This window comes from Streptococcus oralis subsp. oralis, assembly GCF_002096435.1.
In the GTDB taxonomy this organism is placed as follows: domain Bacteria; phylum Bacillota; class Bacilli; order Lactobacillales; family Streptococcaceae; genus Streptococcus; species Streptococcus oralis_AA.
Genome location: NZ_NCUI01000023.1, coordinates 25399 through 39751, shown reverse-complemented (window position 1 = coordinate 39751; position 14353 = coordinate 25399). Strand labels below are relative to the sequence as shown.

At 44.2% G+C, this 14353-nt stretch carries 13 protein-coding genes, 1 riboswitch and 2 other annotated features (1 of these 16 cut by a window edge); of the genes, 4 read left to right on the top strand and 9 right to left on the bottom strand.

Annotated elements, in window-relative coordinates; translation table 11 throughout:
* Nucleotides 1-43: a binding site (T-box leader), on the bottom strand (it extends 183 nt beyond the left edge of the window).
* The 7 genes from trpB to B7723_RS02515 form a co-directional block, all read right to left on the bottom strand.
* Nucleotides 40-1218: a tryptophan synthase subunit beta gene (gene trpB, locus B7723_RS02550; RefSeq protein WP_045592556.1), complete on the bottom strand. Its 1179-nt coding sequence runs from the start codon at nt 1216-1218 to the stop codon at nt 40-42. (Overlaps the previous feature by 4 nt.)
* 162 nt (nt 1219-1380) lie before the next feature.
* Nucleotides 1381-1605: a binding site (T-box leader), on the bottom strand.
* Between the two features lie 39 nt (nt 1606-1644).
* Nucleotides 1645-2874 (bottom strand): DegT/DnrJ/EryC1/StrS family aminotransferase, encoded by a 1230-nt coding sequence (locus tag B7723_RS02545; RefSeq protein ID WP_162279201.1) that lies wholly within the window; start codon nt 2872-2874, stop codon nt 1645-1647.
* Between the two features lie 42 nt (nt 2875-2916).
* Nucleotides 2917-3609: a sugar transferase gene (locus tag B7723_RS02540; protein ID WP_084849251.1), complete on the bottom strand. Its 693-nt coding sequence runs from the start codon at nt 3607-3609 to the stop codon at nt 2917-2919.
* A gap of 183 nt (nt 3610-3792) precedes the next feature.
* Nucleotides 3793-5535 carry an ABC transporter ATP-binding protein gene (locus B7723_RS02530; protein ID WP_084849253.1) on the bottom strand — a complete coding sequence of 581 codons (1743 nt, stop codon included), beginning with the start codon at nt 5533-5535 and terminating at the stop codon, nt 3793-3795.
* The gene (locus B7723_RS02525; RefSeq protein ID WP_084849254.1) at nt 5525-7270 is read right to left on the bottom strand and encodes an ABC transporter ATP-binding protein; all 1746 of its coding nucleotides are present in this window, start codon (nt 7268-7270) and stop codon (nt 5525-5527) included. The genes B7723_RS02530 and B7723_RS02525 overlap by 11 nt, the downstream gene beginning before the upstream one ends.
* A 206-nt stretch (nt 7271-7476) precedes the next feature.
* The gene (locus B7723_RS02520) at nt 7477-8112 is read right to left on the bottom strand and encodes a DUF421 domain-containing protein (protein WP_084849255.1); all 636 of its coding nucleotides are present in this window, start codon (nt 8110-8112) and stop codon (nt 7477-7479) included.
* The gene (locus B7723_RS02515) at nt 8109-8564 is read right to left on the bottom strand and encodes a DUF3290 family protein (protein ID WP_000675318.1); all 456 of its coding nucleotides are present in this window, start codon (nt 8562-8564) and stop codon (nt 8109-8111) included. The genes B7723_RS02520 and B7723_RS02515 overlap by 4 nt, the downstream gene beginning before the upstream one ends.
* A gap of 133 nt (nt 8565-8697) precedes the next feature.
* On the opposite strand from B7723_RS02515, the gene B7723_RS02510 reads away from it, so the two are divergent.
* The 4 genes from B7723_RS02510 to B7723_RS02490 all read left to right on the top strand — a co-directional run bounded on the left by B7723_RS02510 (nt 8698) and on the right by B7723_RS02490 (nt 12356).
* Nucleotides 8698-9525, top strand: a complete 828-nt coding sequence (locus B7723_RS02510) for an exodeoxyribonuclease III (protein ID WP_084849256.1) — start codon at nt 8698-8700, stop codon at nt 9523-9525.
* An 11-nt stretch (nt 9526-9536) separates the two neighbouring features.
* Nucleotides 9537-9923, top strand: a complete 387-nt coding sequence (locus B7723_RS02505) for a bleomycin resistance protein (RefSeq protein ID WP_000386235.1) — start codon at nt 9537-9539, stop codon at nt 9921-9923.
* 133 nt (nt 9924-10056) lie between these two features.
* Nucleotides 10057-10152: riboswitch (purine riboswitch) on the top strand.
* A 360-nt stretch (nt 10153-10512) separates the two neighbouring features.
* On the top strand, nt 10513-11094 hold the full coding sequence (locus B7723_RS02495) for a xanthine phosphoribosyltransferase (RefSeq protein ID WP_084849258.1): 582 nt from the start codon (nt 10513-10515) through the stop codon (nt 11092-11094).
* Nucleotides 11094-12356, top strand: a complete 1263-nt coding sequence (locus B7723_RS02490; RefSeq protein WP_084849259.1) for a nucleobase:cation symporter-2 family protein — start codon at nt 11094-11096, stop codon at nt 12354-12356. The genes B7723_RS02495 and B7723_RS02490 overlap by 1 nt, the downstream gene beginning before the upstream one ends.
* 32 nt (nt 12357-12388) lie before the next feature.
* On the opposite strand, the gene B7723_RS02485 is transcribed toward B7723_RS02490, so the two are convergent.
* Together B7723_RS02485 and B7723_RS02480 are read right to left on the bottom strand one after the other, a co-directional pair.
* Nucleotides 12389-12793, bottom strand: a complete 405-nt coding sequence (locus B7723_RS02485) for a PaaI family thioesterase (protein WP_084849260.1) — start codon at nt 12791-12793, stop codon at nt 12389-12391.
* 69 nt (nt 12794-12862) lie between these two features.
* Nucleotides 12863-14344 (bottom strand): UDP-glucose--hexose-1-phosphate uridylyltransferase, encoded by a 1482-nt coding sequence (locus B7723_RS02480; RefSeq protein ID WP_084849261.1) that lies wholly within the window; start codon nt 14342-14344, stop codon nt 12863-12865.
* Between the last annotated feature and the right edge of the window lie 9 nt (nt 14345-14353).

Sequence of the window (14353 nt, the reverse complement as noted above, 5' to 3'; positions counted from 1 at the left end):
AGCTCTCTGTGAGAGAAAAGACTGTAATTTTTCCATCTTTTATTTTTTAGCTTCTAGGTAGTCTGCAATCGCAGCTACGTCCTTGTCTCCACGACCAGAGACATTGATGATGATGATCTCATCTTTACTTAGTTTCGGTGCACGTTTAACCGCTTCTGCGATTGCGTGCGAACTTTCAATCGCTGGGATAATCCCTTCAGTCTTGCTTAGAAGGAGCAAGGCTTGAACAGCTTCTTCATCTGTCGCTGCTACGTATTCTACGCGGCCTGAATCTTTAAAGTAGGCGTGTTCTGGGCCAACCCCTGGATAGTCCAAACCAGCTGAGATAGAGTAAACTGGCGCTAGCTCTCCATCTTCCTTAAAGACTGCATAAGTCTTCATACCGTCGACAATTCCGACACTACCTTTTGTCATAGTGGCTGCGTGCTTGTCTGTGTCAAGTCCGTGACCGGCAGCTTCGACCCCAACCAATTTGACTTCTTCATCAGCCACATACTGTGAAAAAGCACCGATAGCATTAGAACCACCACCTACACAGGCAATGACGTAATCTGGCAAGCGTCCTTCTTTTTCCAAGATTTGACGACGTGATTCTTCACTGATGACTTTTTGGAACTCATGAACAATGGTAGGATAAGGATGAGGACCTACAGCAGATCCCAAAACGTAGAAGGCCTCAAGGTCATTCATCCATGCTCCAAAGGCTGCATCGACCGCATCCTTTAGAGTTCGTGTCCCCGTTTCAACTGCGTGAACGGTCGCTCCCATCATCTCCATACGGAAAACATTGAGACGTTGACGCTCCACATCTTCTGCCCCCATGTAGACATCACAGGCCATACCAAACTTGGCTGCAGCAGCTGCTGTCGCAACACCGTGCTGACCAGCTCCTGTTTCCGCGATCACTCGTTTCTTGCCCATACGTTTGGCAAGAAGAATTTGTCCTAAAACATTGTTAAGCTTGTGAGAACCAAGGTGGTTCAGGTCTTCGCGCTTGAGATAAATCTTAGCTCCACCTAGGTGGTCTGTTAAACTTTCCGCAAAATAAAGTGGTGTTTCGCGACCTGAATAGTCTTTTAAGTAATGGCGAAATTCTGCCAAAAATTCTGGATCATCCTTGTACTTGTCAAATGTCACTTCCAACTCATCCAACAAAGCCTGAATCGGCTCCGGTACAAAACTACCACCAAATTGTCCAAAATATCCTTTAGTTGTCATAAAATTTTTCCTCTTTCCATATTAATCCGGCCGTTTTGTTTGCTTTTAGTAGTAGGCAAGGAGCTGCAGATAGAACTCAAGTTCATCAAAGCGACTTAACGTCCTAATAAAAGATAAACAAAATGACCGAAAGAAAAAGCCCACACACAGAAAATTACTCTGTGTGAGGGCGTTGGTAACGCGGTGCCACCTCAATTATAAAGGGACTATTCCCTTTACATCTCTACCTTGTCTAACAACAAGTTGCACTGTAAGGTGTGCGCACCGAATTTTCATTGTTTCAAATTCATTTTTAAAATCAGCCCACTTTCACTACTTTCAACCACCTGTTCACAATCACCACAGGCTCCCTGAAGATCAAAAATAACTACTTTTCTGATTTGTTGAGAATATTATATGCTATTGTCCGCTTTTTGTCAAGATTTTTTATGATTTTTTTCCAGAACCGAGGATTTCTTCGGAAATTCTCACCAAAGTCTTAACGATATAGTCTACTTCTTCATCGCTTAGTTTAGTATGAAGAGGGAGCGTAATTTCATTTTCAAAGAAGGCATAGGCTCTTGGATAATCTGCCATATCAAAACCAAGATTCTTATAGGCTGTCAAGAGAGGAAGCGGTTTGTAGTGTACATTACTTGCAATTCCTGCTTTGGCCAATTCTTGAATGATAATATTGCGTTCTTCTAAGCTTGCTCCTTCTACATGAGTGATGTATAGGTGGCGTGAAGATTCAACAGTATCAGTCTTGTGTGCCAATGGACGGATACGAGAACCTGCAAAACCTCGATCGTAGCGGTCCACGATGTCCTTACGACGTTGTAGCAAAGCTGGGTAACGATCCAATTGTACCAAACCAATCGAAGCCATGATATCCGTCATGTTGCACTTGTAGGCTGGTGTTACGATATCGTATTCCCATGAACCCAATTGCATCTTGGCAAGAGCATCTTTGGTTTGACCATGAAGGGAAAGGATTTGGAACTCCTTGTACATCTCTTCGTCATCAATCGCTGGATTGGCTTTCCAAGTCGCACTTCCTCCCTCAGCCGTTGTAAAGTTCTTAACGGCATGGAATGAGAAGGAAGTAAAGTCAGCGATAGAACCAGCTGGTTGTCCTTTATAAGTAGATCCCAAAGCGTGGGCACTATCAGAGACAATCACGATACGGTTAAAGGCCTTTTGCCACTTGCTAGCAGCTGTAAAGAGATCACGCTTTTTCTCCACGACTTGGAACAAACGGTCATAGTCGCAAACAATCCCTGCAAGCTCAACAGGAATAATCACCTTAGTTTTCTCAGTAATAGCTTGCTCAAGCAGGTCATAATCCATTTCAAAAGTATCTGCTTGAATATCCACCATGACAGGTGTTGCTCCTACGTGTGTGATGACACTACATGAAGCTGTATAAGTCATAGCTGGAACGATGACTTCATCACCAGGTCCCACTTCCAAAACGCGCAAAATCAACTCAAGAGCGGCAGTCGCAGAGTTGAGGCAGACAGTCTTAGGCGTCTGTGTGTATTGAGACAAGCGACGCTCCAGTTCTTTTGTCTTAGGACCTGTTGTGATCCAACCAGATCGCAGGGTATCTGCTACTTCAGCAATTTCAGCTTCGGTAATATCGGGTGGTGAAAATGGAATATTGTAATTTGGCATTGATTTGCTCCTTTTATCTGTACTCATTTTCTCATGACTACTTTATTTTAGTACCTCAAACACGGTTTGAAACATGATTTTGATGTCTCCAAGGAAACTAAACTCTCGGAGATAGGCGAGATTATAGCGCATCTTTTCAGGAAGGACATGCTCTACATAGGCCTGGTCAACTGACAGACCTTTCTCCGTCATTTGACTGATGATCGTGTCCTCATCCTTGTAGTTGATGCTGGCTGGAGAGGTAATCCCAGCTGGCAAGAGCAAGGTCGCCATCATTTCAGGACTATACTGCTCGGTGTAACGTGGCACCTCAGGTCGTGTGCCTACAAAGGACATCTCACCTTTAAGGACATTGACTAGCTGAGGCAGTTCGTCCAAGCGCACACGGCGAATGAAATTTCCAACCTTGGTAATGCGACTATCGTTAGCAGAAGTCACCAGGCTTCCTTTTTTATCCGCATCCGTTACCATAGTACGGAACTTCCAAATCTTGAACGAACGGTTGTACTGGGTCACGCGCTCTTGCTTGTAAATGACAGGCCCCTTGCTATCCAACTTGATCCAAATGCTCAAGATAAGAAAGATGGGAGAAGTCAAAAGTAGCAAAAACAGGGCCAGAACCCAATCCAGGCAACGCTTGAAAATCAGCGACCCCTTCCTTTTAGAGACAAGCTGGTAGTAGGACTCAACCTCGCTTGATTGCATTTCCACGGGCAAGTCTTCCCATTTCAGCATGCTGTTTCTCCTTTGTTTTTATTATACTATTTGTCAACATTTTTCATTATACCACAAAATGGAAAAGGTGGTGCAAGAAATCTGTAATTTAAAGGATCTCCTTCTGATGTTCAATGAAAATCAAAGTACAGCTTTGAGATTGCAGATAAAGCTGACATGGTTTGAAGAGATTTTCAAAGAGTATTAGGACATGGCCCCTGCCTGCAAGCTATACATCTTATGATAGGTTCCTTCCAAGGCCAAGAGTTCCTCATGGGTTCCACTCTCGATGATGCGCCCCTTGTCCAAGACATAGATGCAGTTGGCATCTTGAATAGTTGAAAGACGATGAGCAATGGCAATGGTCGTCCGCCCCTGTCTCATTTTAGCTAGAGAATCTTGAACCAGACTTTCTGTTTCAGAGTCAATATTGGCTGTCGCTTCATCCAAAATCAGGATTTTAGGCTGACTGGCGACTGTTCTAGCAAAGGCAAGAAGCTGGCGCTGGCCAGTAGAAAAGCTCGAACCACGCTCGGAAACGGGGGCATCATAACCCTGCGGAAGGTCCTGAATAAAGGAATCTGCATCCACAAAGGCAGCCGCAGCCTGGACCTGATCATCACTAAGATCTTGGTACATGGCGATATTGGACTTGATAGTCCCGTGATAGAGGAAGGGATCCTGTAAGACCAGACCGATGTTTTTTCTCAGCTCTTCCTGACTGTAGTTCCTGATATCCACATCATCCAAGAGAACTCGGCCTGACTGAAATTCATAAAAACGCATGAGGACATTGATAATGGAAGATTTCCCGGAACCTGTATGTCCTACAAAGGCAATGGTTTCACCCTTCTTAACTGAAAAGGAAATGTCATCCAGGATCGGATGTTTACCGTCATATGAGAAACACACATGTTCAAAACGGATATTGCCTTCTTGAACTTTGGCTTGCCCATCTTTTTGAAGAGGCTCATAGGTCGTCTCATCAATCAAAGCAAAGACACGACCTGCAGACACCATGGAAGTTTGAAGGGTTGAAAAGTTTTGCGTCACCTCAATCAGGGGATCAAAAAGACGGTTGATATACTGGATAAAGGCATACATGGTTCCGGCTGTTATCCCGATAGAAAGACCACGGTAACCAAAGTAAGCCATCAAAACGGCGTAGCCTAGGAGTTTCAGCAGACTCATGGCAGGTCTCAAAAAGAGGGCATCCAAGGCTACAGAACGGTTGGCATAGACCAAGTGTTCTTGGTTAATCTCATCAAATTCTGCTTGCAGGCGCTTCTCTTGATTAAAGGCCTGGATAATCCTGATTCCTTCGATGTTTTCTGCCAGCTTACTATTGATATCCGACAAGAGACTTCTGGTTTTTTCGATAATCTTGACTGACTTTTTCCGATAGAGATTGACCAAAAGGAAAATCAAGGGTAGAAAGAGCAAAACTAAAGCTGTCAAACGAAAATCCAGCACCAACATGGTATACAGGGTTGTCAGAAAGATGAAAACTGCTGAAATAAAGCTGGATAAAATCCCTGAAAACATATCACTGATGGTCTCGGTATCATTGGTCAAACGAGAAACGATGGAACCTGCTGGCGTCTTGTCAAAATAAGACATGCCGAGTTTCTCCATATTGGCAAAGGCATCGCGACGAATATCTCTGACAATACTGTAGGACACCCGCGCAAAGAGAAGATTTCCGACATACTGGACCAGAGTTTGCAGGATATAGAGGCCATAGTAGGCCAGCAAAACGGTCACGGCCAGTTGATTAAGATTGCTGAGGTACTGGTCAATAAAGTGGGAAGCCACAAGGGGAATGACACTTTTAATGACCGTAGTCGCAAGGAGAAAACTGAGTGCCAAAAAGGTCAGGAGGCCATAGGGCTTGAGATAGGACATCAAGCGCTTCAATACAGCCCATTGTTCTTTCTTATTCTGCATCTTCTTCTCCTTTCATTTCCAACTGCTGAGACTGGTAGGTTTGGGCATACCAGCCATCTAGAGCTAGCAGGTCTTCGTGCGTACCCCGTTCGATGATTTGGCCATTTTGTAGAACCAAGATCAGATCTGCATGGACAACCGCACTGAGACGATGGGCTGTGATGATAGTTGTCTTATCCTTCCGCGTCTCCTTGAGATTGTCGATAATCGCATACTCTGTCTTGGCATCCACGGCGGACAAGGAATCATCTAGAATCAAGATATCAGGATCTAAAATCATAGCCCGACTCATAGCCAGACGTTGCTTTTGACCACCTGAAAGACTGACTCCCTTTTCACCGATCAACGTATCAAAGCCCTGAGGCATGTCTACAATATCTTGGTAAACTTGAGCTAGCTTAGTCGCTTCCTCAACTGCTGAAAGGGGCAAGTTCGGATTGCCGAAGCGGATATTGTCTAAGATCGAGGTCGCAAAGAGGAACTGGTCCTGAGGGACATAGCCCATGAGAACACGAAGGTCTGTCAGACGATAGTCACGAATATCGTGACCGTTTAGATAAATAGCTCCCTTATCCACATCGTATTCACGCAAGAGAAGCTTGATCAAGGATGTTTTCCCAGAGCCTGTCTGTCCGACCAAGCCCAAGGTGTGTCCTCTTTCCAGACTAAAGTGAATATCCGTCAGTGTCTCCTCATTTTCAAAGGCAAAGCTGTCAATGGCGTACTCCAAGCGCCCATTTTCAATACCATCCAGAGGAAACTCAGGATCTTGTACAGGTGATTCCTGAGACAAAAGTTTCTCAATCCGTTGGTAAGAAACCTTGCCTCGCTGAGTGATATTAAAGAGGAAACCGATAGCCATAAGAGGCCAAACCAGCATATCCAAGTAGCTGATAAAGGTAACCAGATTCCCAACTGTAATCTGCCCTTTCTGAACCATCAAAGAACCGACCAAAAGGGTTAAAACATAGGATGAACCTACAAACAAGAGAACCATGGGGTCAAAGAGACTGTCGTATTTCATGGTTTGGAGGTTCTTTTGGAAGGTCAATTCATTGACTGCTTGAAAAGACTCAAGCTCATCTGACTGATAACCGAAAGACTTGGTCACTTTAATACCCGATACAGACTCCTGCACCTTGTTATTGAGTTCAGAAAAGGCAGCTTGTGATTCACCAAAGGCCTTGTGGGTCTTTCTCCCTAGACGACTGGTCGCATAAGCCATGAAAGGCAAGGGAAGAATGGCAACCAGAGTCATCTGCCAAGAAATGCTAAAGAGCATAGTCAGCAAAGTCACCAGAGCCGTGATAGAGGCATCCACTGCAGACATAACACCTCCACCTGCGAGACGAGTTAAAGCATTGATATCATTGGTGGCGTGTGCCATCAGGTCCCCTGTCCGATAGGTCTGATAAAAGGCTGGCGACATTTTAGTAAAATGCTCAAACAAGCGAGACCGCATGATCTGCCCCAAACGATAGGAAGTTCCAAGGATATACATGCGCCAAACATAGCGCAGATAGTACATCCCAAAGGCTGCCAGCAGTAGATAAAATAGATTAAGAAGGAGGTCCTGCTGGGTTAATCGCCCTGATGTAATGGCATCAATGACCCGCCCCATGACCATGGGGGGAATAAGGTTGAGGACGGAAACCAAGACCAAGGCCACAATCCCGACTAGATAACGGCGTTTTTCTAACTTGAAAAACCACCAGAGTTTTTGAATAATGGACATAAAATCCCTTTCTGATTGCAAATGGAAACCTGAGGCCAAGACTCAATGAAAATCAAAGAGCAAACTAGGAAACTAGCCGCAGGTTGCTCAAAGCACTGCTTTGAGGTTGTAGATAGAACTGACGAAGTCAGTAACCTACATACGGCAAGGCGACGTTGACGCAGTTTGAATTTGATTTTTGAAGAGTACAAGACCTCAGGTTTTTCTTATTCATAGGTTACGACTGAGACGGCACCCTTGTCATACTCAGCGATAAAGATATTGGCCACATTGTCATACCCTTGTTTGCTGAGGTTATCAAGCAGCCATTCTTCGCTCCGACCAATGGTCTCCAAAATTTCAACTTGGATTACACCGTCTGTGACAACAGGATACTTGGGATTCTCATCTCCCATTTGGACTACGATGAGTTGACCGTTCTGCTCCTGCATAGCGCGTTTGACTTGTTTCATTTGGAAAATTCCCTGGCTACGGAGCTTAAGAGCTACATCCGCTGCTGATAAACCAACCGAACGGCAGGCTTCTGGATCAATCTTTCCATTTTTGATGAGCAGGGTTGGCTTCCCATCAATCAAACGTTTCACAAAGTGAACATTATTGTTGAGCCATTTGAGAGTCAAGACCAGAATGGTCCACATAATCAGGATAACTGCATACTGAAGGATACTGATGGCGCTATTGTAAATCACCCCGCCGATGATACCCCCAAGTACATAGTTCTGAATTTGATCTATTGCTGAGTTAGGCGCTAGGTTGCCCTTCCCTGTCACATTGATTACAAAAACCAGAGAAAAGAGACCCAAGGCTAGTTTGATTAAAATTTCGATATAATTGAGTGTCATTTGTTCACCTCCACCAGTTCAATTGCATCTGTTTTATACAATTCGACTTTCTCTAGCAGGTACTTGTCTGGCTCACTTCCGTTCAAGGCACGGTAATAGCGATCTCCGACCTTGATAAGTGCGCCATCAGTGTCGGCAGAAGTATTGACATAAACCTCTGACTTGTCTACTCCCAATTCTTTGGAAACAAGCTCGATGAAATGAAGTGAAGCTTGAAATTTATTGTTAGAAACTTGATTGTTTTGATAAGTCGTGATGCTGACCAAAAGGAGAGCTAATAAGGTCAAAGCTGAAATCATGACCAACTCACGAAATTTGGTGCCCTTTTTATCATGGTAAGCCTTAAAAGCTAAAAATCCTGTCACAGCTAACAGGACAATCCCTAAAGCAATCATGATGCCATTTTGCTGACCAATTTGGCTGAGGACATAGTCATAAGAATAGAATTTCATGTATTTTCACTCCCTTTCATAAAATCATTCTTAATTATAAACGAAAGAGGGTGATTTTTCAAACCATACGTTGGGGAAATGCGCCTTTTTTTGGTATAATATAGTCTATAATCTGAATGAAAAAGGTAACTTTATGAAACTCATCTCATGGAATATTGATTCCCTCAATGCTGCCCTAACGAGTGACTCAGCTCGTGCAAAATTGTCCCAAGAAGTCCTACAAACCTTGGTAGCCGAAAATGCTGATATTATCGCTATCCAGGAAACCAAGCTTTCTGCCAAGGGCCCTACAAAGAAACACCTAGAAGTACTTGAAGAACTCTTCCCAGGTTATGAAAACACTTGGCGTTCCTCTCAAGAACCTGCCCGCAAAGGCTACGCTGGAACCATGTTCCTCTATAAAAAAGAACTCACACCAACGATCAGCTTCCCAGAAATCGGTGCCCCTTCTACCATGGACTTGGAAGGCCGCATCATCACCTTGGAATTTGATGCATTTTTCGTGACCCAAGTATATACTCCAAACGCTGGCGATGGGCTCAAACGCTTGGAAGAACGCCAAGTCTGGGATGTCAAATACGCTGAGTATTTGGCGCAACTAGACAAAGAAAAACCAGTCCTTGCGACTGGAGACTACAACGTAGCTCACAAGGAAATCGACCTTGCAAACCCTGCCAGCAACCGCCGTTCACCTGGATTTACCGATGAGGAACGTGCTGGATTTACCAACCTTTTGGCAACTGGATTTACAGATACTTTCCGTCATGTTCATGGCGATGTTCCAGAACGCTACACTTGGTGGGCACAACGCAGCAAGACTTCTAAAATCAACAATACAGGCTGGAGAATCGACTACTGGCTCACAAGTAACCGCATCGCTGACAAAGTAACTAAGTCTGATATGATTGACTCTGGTGCGCGCCAAGACCACACACCCATTGTCATGGAGATTGAGCTCTAAGGAGAAAGCTAATGGACTATCAAGCTGTCATTCCTGAATTTGTAGTATCTGACCTCGAAAAGTCACGCCACTTCTACTGCGACTTGCTGGGATTTTCTGTCGAATACGAGCGTCCAGAGGAGAAATTTCTCTTCCTCTCGCTTGAAGACTGCCAACTTATGCTAGAAGAAGGCAGCACAGAAGAATTAGCCCAACTAACCTATCCTTTCGGGCGCGGTGTCAATATTTCCTTTGGCATTGAAGATGTCCCTCAGCTCCACCAAAAACTGCTGGAAGCTGACTATCCTATTTATCGTCCGCTGACCAAAAGAGAATTTCGAGTGGGAGATAGCTTTATTTACCCTCATGAATTTGCAGTTTTGGATCCAGATGGCTATTTTTTAAGATTTAGCGAATAGAAGAATAAAAGGCTACAATACTATCTAGCATTGCAGCCTTTTATTCGTTCGCTTTTATGATTTATTTGCTAACAAAATATTTGATTTATAAAGCTAATTGGTGTAAAATAAAAACATTGGCAATAGCCTATTTAAAATTGAATATCATTTTACTTGTTTATGTCGTGAATTGGCACGACGTCTCTACAAGGTGCCGGAACACCTAACAATGAGTATGTCAGCTGAAGGTATGGTGTTGGCCATGCCTATTTTGGGGACTTACTTAGGGGATTAAGTAGGTCCTTTTTGAATATTTTTGTTAAATCACGCCTTTAAGTGTAAACTAAATATTTTTAATATTTCCCTTAATTAGTGCGGACGGGAGCAACTTCCTTCGGAATTTCATCCCTAATTTTTGAGCCAAAAGTCTCAAAAATCCCGTCATAGACAATAACAAGATTATTGTCTATGATACCACTACGGCGGGAAATATTTGATAAAACTCGCTTCGCTCGTACTAGTTTTATCAAATATATAGTACTAGCAAACTGGTTCACTATAGAAATATTTAACCAACAAGTAAACTTGCTTTTAGACTTTAGGAGGTCTTATGAAATTATTAGAAGAGCGCATCCTCGAGGATGGGCATATCTTGGGTGATAATATCCTCAAGGTGGATTCCTTTCTAACCCACCAAGTTGACTTTAGCTTGATGCGAGAGATTGGTAAGGTATTTGCGGACAAATTCGCTTCTGCTGGCATTACCAAGGTTGTAACGATTGAAGCGTCAGGCATTGCACCAGCTATTTTTACAGCTGAAGCCTTAAACGTTCCCATGATTTTCGCCAAGAAAGCTAAAAACATCACCATGAACGAAGGTATCTTAACCGCCCAAGTCTACTCCTTTACCAAGCAGGTGACCAGCACCGTTTCTATCGCTGGAAAATTCCTCTCACCAGAGGACAAGGTCTTGATTATCGATGATTTCCTTGCTAATGGCCAAGCTGCCAAAGGCTTGATCCAAATCATCGAACAAGCTGGAGCAAAAGTCGAAGCGATTGGTATCGTGATTGAAAAATCTTTCCAGGATGGTCGTAATTTGCTTGAAAAAGCAGGGTATCCAGTCCTATCACTGGCTCGCTTGGATCGTTTTGAAAATGGTCAGGTCGTATTTAAGGAGGCAGATCTCTAATGCAACAACAAGAAAAACACTCGCAAGCAGCCGTTCTTGGCTTGCAGCACTTACTCGCCATGTACTCAGGATCTATCCTAGTTCCTATTATGATTGCGACAGCTCTTGGCTATTCAGCTGAACAGTTGACTTACCTAATTTCTACAGATATCTTCATGTGTGGAGTGGCAACCTTCCTTCAACTCCAACTCAACAAATACTTTGGTATTGGACTCCCAGTCGTTCTCGGTGTTGCTTTCCAATCGGTCGCTCCCTTGATTATGATTGGGCAAAGTCATGGTAGTGGGGCTATGTTTGGTGCCCTTATCGCATCAGGAATTTATGTGGTTCTGATTTCAGGTATTTTCTCAAAAGTGGCCAATCTCTTCCCATCTATCGTAACAGGTTCTGTTATTACCACGATTGGTTTAACCTTGATTCCTGTCGCTATTGGAAATATGGGAAATAACGTTCCAGAGCCAACTGGTCAAAGTCTCTTGCTTGCTGCTATTACAGTTCTGATTATTCTCTTGATCAATATCTTTACCAAAGGATTTATCAAGTCTATCTCCATTTTGATTGGTCTGGTTGTTGGAACTGCCATTGCTGCTACCATGGGCTTGGTTGATTTCTCCCCTGTTGCAGCAGCACCGCTTGTCCATGTCCCAACTCCACTCTACTTTGGGATGCCAACTTTTGAAATCTCCTCTATTGTCATGATGTGTATCATTGCAACGGTGTCTATGGTTGAGTCGACTGGTGTTTACCTAGCCTTGTCTGATATCACCAATGACCCAATCGACAGCACGCGCCTTCGCAACGGTTACCGTGCAGAAGGTCTGGCCGTACTTCTCGGAGGAATTTTTAACACCTTCCCTTATACAGGATTTTCACAAAACGTTGGTTTGGTTAAATTATCAGGTATCAAAACCCGTCTGCCAATCTACTACGCAGCTGGTTTCTTAGTTCTCCTTGGACTCCTTCCTAAGTTTGGAGCCCTCGCCCAAATCATTCCAAGCCCTGTCCTTGGAGGGGCCATGCTGGTGATGTTTGGTTTTGTTTCCCTTCAAGGGATGCAAATACTCGCCCGCGTTGACTTTGCTAACAATGAACACAACTTCCTTATCGCAGCTGTATCAATCGCTGCAGGTGTAGGTCTAAACAACAGTAATCTCTTCGTCAGTATGCCGACAGCCTTCCAAATGTTCTTTTCAAACGGAATCGTCGTAGCCAGCCTACTGGCCATTGTACTCAATGCCGTCCTAAACCGGAAAAAGAAATAAGAAAAAGAGGTGCGAGCCTCTTTTTTGTTTATCTATATCCTCACCTGTCTGTCTTCTGATCGCTGGCCTGTGACAAACATGGTAAAGGTGGCTTTGCAGACATTTCTGCCTTCTTGATTGGTAATATCGACATCCACGACACAGGTTGTGCGACCATGATGGACACATTCTCCTTTAATGGTCAACACGTCGTCGAGTTTTCCAGCCTTAAGGTAGTTGATAGAGGACTGGAGCGTCACTCCATCAAGCCCCAGCGAGATAACCACCAAACCACTGATCTGGTCACAAAGGGTGAAGAGATAGCCACCATGGGCATTGCCATAGTAGTTGAGCGACGAGTCCACCACTTTCGTCGTCACCACAACATGACCATCTCTCATTTGTTCTATTTCGTAATTTTCAAAGGCTGATATAGCATCAAAATGAAAATCTTTCATCGTTTCCTCCTGATAGTTCAAACGACACTATGATACTACTTTTTATAGGACTGTGCAAGGAAAAGGCTCCTAATCCAGCAAAATTCCGACCTGTTCTACAAAGCGCATAAAGGCTGCCTGTCCTTGTTCCGTCTGCTTGTAAACCCCCGCGTCCTCCAGAACACGTGCAAAGATGTCACCCACAGAGTCCTTGACAATTTCAAGGGCTTTTTCTTTATCTGCTAGGTCCAGATGTTGGGCTTTGAGCTGGTCTGCCCATCCCTGATGATAGTCGGCAACTATATCACCATCTCCCACGAGGTAGCTAGCTACTTGCTCCACTTCTTCTTTCAGACGTGGTGGAAGAATAGCCAAGCCCATGACCTCAATCAAGCCGATATTTTCCTTCTTGATATGTTGGACATCCTTGTGAGGATGATAGATACCATCAGGATGCTCTGGGGAGGTCTGATTGTCCCGCAAGACCAAATCCAACTCAAACTGTCCATCACGTTTACGAGCAATGGGTGTGATGGTATGATGCGGTGTCCCGTCTGTCTCTGCTAAAATCTGCACACTAGAATCTGAATACTGACGCCATTCCTGCAAAATCTTGTCCGCCAAATTGATCAAATCTTCTTTGGAATCCGAGGTCAGACGCAACACTGACATTGGCCACTTGACAATCCCAGCCTTGACCTGCTCAAAACCAGCAAATCGGAAAGCCTTTTGCAAGGGAGCCAATTCCATAGGAAATACGTGACGACCTCCCTGATAGTGATCATGAGTCAGGATAGAGCCCCCCACAATCGGAAGGTCGGCATTAGAGCCTGCAAAATAGCCAGGAAACTGCTCTACGATAGCCAACAAACGCTCAAAACTCTGACGACTAATGGCCATGGGACGATGCTGGCCATCTAAGAAAATACAGTGCTCATTAAAATAAGCATAGGGCGAATACTGGAAGCCCCACTCCTGACCCGCCATTTCGAAACGGATAATGCGGTGATTGCTACGAGCTGGATGGTTAACCCGACCATGGTAGCCTTCGTTCTCTAGACAAAGCTGACACTGGGGATAATTGCTAGCTTGCACCAATTTAGCTGCCGCAATCTCCTTTGGATCCTTTTCAGGCTTAGAGAGGTTGATGGTAATCTCAAGCTCTCCATAGTCTGATGGAACGCGATAAGCAATATTCTTAGCAATAGCCTTGAGCTTGATGTAGTCGTTTTTCTGGCTGAGCTGGTAAAAATCCCCTATCGCCTGCTCAGGAGAGTGAGCATAGGTTGTCCAAAAGTCACGATTGACCTGACTTGGACAAGGGGTTACCAAGTCCATCAGTTCAGCACCAAGGATTTCACGCGCAGTCTGACTATCCTCAATCGTCTCTAATCGAACCGCTTCCTCAACCAGCTGGTCCTTGAGGTCAATCAACTCATCCAGATCAGTCTCGACTTCCAAAACACCTTCACCCACTCGCGCCAAAATACGATTGGTTAGGTAGATTCGATCCATTTCCTCAAATGAACTTCCAGAAATGACATGTGTTACAAATTTATCTACTAAGGTCACTATAGAGCC

What these genes read in the sequence shown, in the direction of transcription:
- B7723_RS02490 (WP_084849259.1), top strand. Translation starts at nt 11,094, where the DNA reads ATGCAACAACAAGAAAAACACTCGCAAGCAGCCGTTCTTGGCTTGCAG.
- B7723_RS02485 (WP_084849260.1), bottom strand. Translation starts at nt 12,793, where the DNA reads ATGAAAGATTTTCATTTTGATGCTATATCAGCCTTTGAAAATTACGAA.
- B7723_RS02530 (WP_084849253.1), bottom strand. Translation starts at nt 5,535, where the DNA reads ATGCAGAATAAGAAAGAACAATGGGCTGTATTGAAGCGCTTGATGTCC.
- B7723_RS02540 (WP_084849251.1), bottom strand. Translation starts at nt 3,609, where the DNA reads ATGCTGAAATGGGAAGACTTGCCCGTGGAAATGCAATCAAGCGAGGTT.
- B7723_RS02495 (WP_084849258.1), top strand. Translation starts at nt 10,513, where the DNA reads ATGAAATTATTAGAAGAGCGCATCCTCGAGGATGGGCATATCTTGGGT.
- B7723_RS02520 (WP_084849255.1), bottom strand. Translation starts at nt 8,112, where the DNA reads ATGACACTCAATTATATCGAAATTTTAATCAAACTAGCCTTGGGTCTC.
- trpB (WP_045592556.1), bottom strand. Translation starts at nt 1,218, where the DNA reads ATGACAACTAAAGGATATTTTGGACAATTTGGTGGTAGTTTTGTACCG.
- B7723_RS02510 (WP_084849256.1), top strand. Translation starts at nt 8,698, where the DNA reads ATGAAACTCATCTCATGGAATATTGATTCCCTCAATGCTGCCCTAACG.
- B7723_RS02525 (WP_084849254.1), bottom strand. Translation starts at nt 7,270, where the DNA reads ATGTCCATTATTCAAAAACTCTGGTGGTTTTTCAAGTTAGAAAAACGC.
- B7723_RS02545 (WP_162279201.1), bottom strand. Translation starts at nt 2,874, where the DNA reads ATGCCAAATTACAATATTCCATTTTCACCACCCGATATTACCGAAGCT.
- B7723_RS02515 (WP_000675318.1), bottom strand. Translation starts at nt 8,564, where the DNA reads ATGAAATTCTATTCTTATGACTATGTCCTCAGCCAAATTGGTCAGCAA.
- B7723_RS02505 (WP_000386235.1), top strand. Translation starts at nt 9,537, where the DNA reads ATGGACTATCAAGCTGTCATTCCTGAATTTGTAGTATCTGACCTCGAA.